Here is a 4,448-nt window from a genome sequence, read left to right on the forward strand (position 1 = left end):
CCGGCCGCCGCTGATCATCTTTGCCGCTTCGCTTTGCCGATTTTCACCGGCGGGTTTTGACTCTGATTTTCACGCCGTCGCCGCCGGCATGATCGCGGCGCGGCGACTTCCGCTTTTCTACAGATTCCCATGAGCTTTCACGATCTCGCCTCACGTCTGGACAACATCGCGCCCTTTCATGTGATGGAGCTGGCCAAGATGGCCGCTGCCCTGGAGCAACAAGGCCGGCACATCATCCACATGGGCATCGGCGAGCCGGACTTCACCGCCGCGCCTGCCGTTGTTGCCGCCGCGACACAAGCGATGACGGACGGCAAGATGCAATACACTTCGGCAACAGGTTTGCCGGCTTTGCGAGAAGCGATTTCAGCGCATTATCGGCGCGTGTATGGGTTGGACATCGTACCGGGGCGAATCGTGGTCACAGCGGGCGCCTCAGCGGCCTTATTGCTGGCCTGCGCCGCGCTGGTGGAAAAAGATGCGGAAGTGTTGATGCCGGACCCGTCTTATCCGTGCAATCGCCATTTCGTCGCCGCCTTTGAAGGCCAGGCCAAACTGATCGAAAGCGGACCGGAACATCGCTTCCAGTTGTCGGCAGGCATGGTCCGGGAACATTGGTCTGCGGCAACCAAAGGCGTGTTGCTGGCGTCGCCGTCGAATCCGACCGGCACCTCGATCCTGCCGGAAGAATTGAAAAAGATCGTCGACGTCGTGCGCGAGAAAAAAGGCTTCACCATCGTCGATGAAATTTATCAGGGCCTGTCGTACGACGGTGCGCCGTTCTCGGCCTTGTCGCTCGGCGAAGACGTCATCGTCATCAACAGCTTTTCCAAATACTTCAACATGACCGGCTGGCGTCTCGGCTGGTTGGTGCTGCCGGAGAGTCTGGTGCCGCAGATCGAAAAGCTCGCACAGAATCTGTTCATCTGCGCCTCGTCGATTGCACAGCATGCCGGCATCGCCTGCTTCGCGCCGGAATCGATCGCGCTGTATGAAGAGCGCAAGGCGGAATTCAAGCGCCGTCGCGATTACATCGTGCCGCAACTTGAGCGCCTCGGTTTCAAGGTGCCGGTGATGCCGGACGGCGCGTTCTATGTCTATGCCGACTGCAGCGCGCTGAGCGACGATGCCGATCAGTTCACCATCGACATGCTCAACAAGGCGGGCGTGGTGCTGGTGCCGGGATTGGATTTCGGCCCGGCCACGGCGCATCGCTATATACGTTTGTCGTACGCGACGTCGATGGAAAATCTGCGGGAAGCCGTGCGCCGTCTGGAAAAATATCTGGCCGAGCGATAAGCCTGCGAGCAGGGGAGTCGAGGGACGAGATGAAGAAAATAATTCGCTACAAATAAAAAAGGAGCCCTGAGGCTCCTTTTTTTATGCCCGCCTGTTCAGCCGGCTCACGTCATGCGTGAAGAAATTACAGTGCTGCGATTTCTTCCGTCAAGTTCGTGCCCGGCTTCTTCGGCGCTGCTGCTGCCATGTCGCCGACAGCGGTCGGCTTGGCTGGCGTCACTGCCGGCAGGGCAGGGCGCACGGCTTGCACCGGGGGCTTGATCAGCGCCGTCGTGAAGATCGAGACGTTCTTGCCGACCGCGACTTCCTTCAGGTTCTGATATTCGGACAAGACCTTCAGGCCATAGCCGCCGTCGTTCTCCATGTCGGCCGCGCCGACGTAGCTCTTCAGGCCGGCTTCGACCGAACCGCCACGCGTCACGTATTCCTTCAGGATCAGCGAACCGACCTTGATGTTGGCGACCGGATTGAGCGCCGCCTTGACGCCGCCCAGCTCCTGGAACTTGTCGTGATGGACCTTGGACATGACCTGCATCAGGCCTTGCGCACCCATCGGGCTTTCCGCGAACGGATTGAAGCGCGACTCGATCGCCATCACCGCGAGGATCAGCAGCGGATCGAGTTTGATTTCACGCGCCGTCAGGTAAGCCGCCGACACCAGCATGTCGGTGGCGTCGCCCGCCACGCGGTAACGCTTCGACAGCCAGGTGGTCACCAGTTTTTGCTGGCGCGGCGTGCCGATGATCTTGCGTTCCTCTTCGGTCATCGGTACGGCGGCGGCAGCCACCGGGCCTGCGGCAGTCAGCGCCGGCGCAGGCACGTCCATCAGATTCGCCAGCGATGGCGCTTCCGGGACGACTTCTTCCGGCTGGTTGTCCGAGAAGGGCGACAAAGCCATGAGCTTGTCGGCGAAATCGGGATTGAAAAACATCATGCCCAGCACGAACAAAGCAGCGATACCGACCAAAGTCAGCGTATAGTGCGCCGCAGTAAAAAAGCGACCGATCCTGCTTGGAATGGACTTCGCCCATTGTGCAGAATGGTCAACCATATCGGAGGCGGAGCTTAACTGCGCCTCGATGGGTTGGTTTAACATTGAACCTCCTGAATGTTGCAACTTACATAGGGCAAAGCCGGCCAAGAGTGAAAACCGGATTACTGACTACATGCATCACAATCAAAACACTGCCGTCGCAAAGCGTTACGGCAAGCTACGGGTTGTTTGCGGTTACTGCAGGGCCATCGGCTCCGGTGCAGTGCAATACAACCAAGTTCGGGGGAGAAGGCTGACGCCTTTTGACAACACTCCTTAAAAATGTCAGTGGGACCCCGTTCCCGTGAAACCTTGCGAGCTGATTCGGGTTCCTAACCCGGCTCCTTTGATCAAGGTGCGCGAATTGTAGAAGCCACTTTATATCAAGTCAATACTATTAAAACGATTTAATATAACTTTTAAGTCTTATTTTTGAGAGGGTATCCCGCCAAAAATCAATAGAATCAACCGTTTGCCCGGTCTATCTCATCTAAGGGCTGTACTCAAGAAAACCAGCGAAAAAAAATGAAATACACAGATTTACGCGATTTTATTTCGCAACTGCAACTTTCCGGAGAATTAAAACGTATTTCCGTACCGGTCTCTCCCTACCTGGAAATGACGGAGATTTGCGATCGCACTTTGCGCGCCTCCGGGCCGGCGCTGATTTTCGACAAGGTCGAAGGTAAAAATATCCCGGTGCTGGCCAATCTTTTCGGCACCCCGCGCCGCGTGGCGCTGGGCATGGGCGCGCAAGATGTCAGCGAACTGAGGCGCATCGGCCATCTGCTGGCGAAGTTGAAGGAACCCGAGCCGCCCAAGGGTTTCAAGGACGTCATGGGACTCGGCACGCTGGTCAAGTCGCTGTGGGACATGGCGCCCAAGGAGCAGCGCTCGGCACCGTGCCAGGACATCGTCTGGGAAGGCAACGACGTCGACCTCGACCGCCTGCCGATCCAGCACTGCTGGCCCGGCGATGTCGCCCCTCTTATTACATGGGGTCTGGTCATCACCAAAGGCCCTAACAAGAAGCGCCAGAATCTCGGCATCTATCGCCAGCAAGTCATCGGCCGCAACAAGGTCATCATGCGCTGGCTGGCGCATCGCGGCGGCGCACTCGACTTCCGCGAGCACTGCATCGCCAACCCCGGCAAGCCTTATCCGATCGCCGTCGCGCTCGGCGCCGATCCCGCTACTATATTAGGAGCCGTCACGCCGGTGCCGGACAGCCTGTCCGAATACCAGTTCGCCGGCCTGTTGCGCGGCAGCCGCACCGAGCTGGTCAAGGCCATCGGCAGCGAGTTGCGCGTGCCGGCTTCGGCCGAGATCGTGCTGGAGGGGCATATTTATCCTGATGAGTCGCATCCATCCGGCTACGAGCATGCGCTGGAAGGTCCGTATGGCGATCACACCGGTTACTACAATGAGCAGGACTGGTTCCCGGTCTTTACCATCGACCGCATCACCATGCGCCGCGATCCTATCTATCACTCCACGTACACCGGAAAACCGCCCGATGAACCGGCTGTTTTGGGCGTCGCGCTCAATGAAGTGTTCATCCCGCTGCTGCAAAAGCAGTTCAGCGAAATCACCGATTTCTACCTGCCGCCGGAAGGCTGCAGCTACCGCATGGCGGTGGTGCAGATGAAGAAGTCCTATGCCGGCCACGCCAAGCGCGTGATGTTCGGCGTGTGGAGTTTCCTGCGCCAGTTCATGTATACCAAGTTCATCGTGGTGGTCGACGAAGACGTCGACATTCGCGACTGGAAAGAAGTGATCTGGGCCATCACCACGCGCGTCGATCCGGTGCGCGACACCGTCATGGTCGACAACACGCCTATCGATTACCTCGACTTCGCTTCGCCCGTCAGCGGTCTCGGCAGCAAGATGGGCATCGACGCCACCAACAAATGGCCGGGTGAAACTAGCCGCGAGTGGGGCACCACGATCACCATGACGGACGCGGTCAAGAAGCGCGTCGACAGCATCTGGCAAGAGTTGGGCATATAGAACTCATTTCATAAATAGGCGTGAGTGCGAGCTTTTCCTGTTTGGGATGAAGTGCAAGGCGCGAATCGAGGTCAAGACTGGGCGTCTTGACCCCGATTCGTAACGC

General features: G+C 58.1%; 3 protein-coding genes. 2 read left to right on the forward strand and 1 reads right to left on the reverse strand.

Annotated features, from left to right (window positions below; all coding sequences use genetic code 11):
- The first annotated feature begins 129 nt into the window (after positions 1-129).
- Positions 130-1,299 (forward strand): pyridoxal phosphate-dependent aminotransferase, encoded by a 1,170-nt coding sequence (locus PMI16_RS22210; RefSeq protein WP_007883834.1) that lies wholly within the window; start codon positions 130-132, stop codon positions 1,297-1,299.
- A 124-nt stretch (positions 1,300-1,423) separates the two neighbouring features.
- Here PMI16_RS22210 and PMI16_RS22215 read toward each other — a convergent pair whose 3' ends face one another.
- Complete coding sequence (locus PMI16_RS22215) at positions 1,424-2,395, reverse strand: transglycosylase SLT domain-containing protein (protein WP_007883836.1); 972 nt, start codon at positions 2,393-2,395, stop codon at positions 1,424-1,426.
- A 462-nt stretch (positions 2,396-2,857) separates the two neighbouring features.
- Between PMI16_RS22215 and ubiD the strand changes: the two genes are divergently transcribed.
- Positions 2,858-4,342 (forward strand): 4-hydroxy-3-polyprenylbenzoate decarboxylase, encoded by a 1,485-nt coding sequence (ubiD, locus tag PMI16_RS22220; RefSeq protein WP_007883837.1) that lies wholly within the window; start codon positions 2,858-2,860, stop codon positions 4,340-4,342.
- Positions 4,343-4,448: the final 106 nt, after the last annotated feature.

The organism is Herbaspirillum sp. CF444 (genome assembly GCF_000282135.1).
Lineage (GTDB): Bacteria > Pseudomonadota > Gammaproteobacteria > Burkholderiales > Burkholderiaceae_D > Herbaspirillum.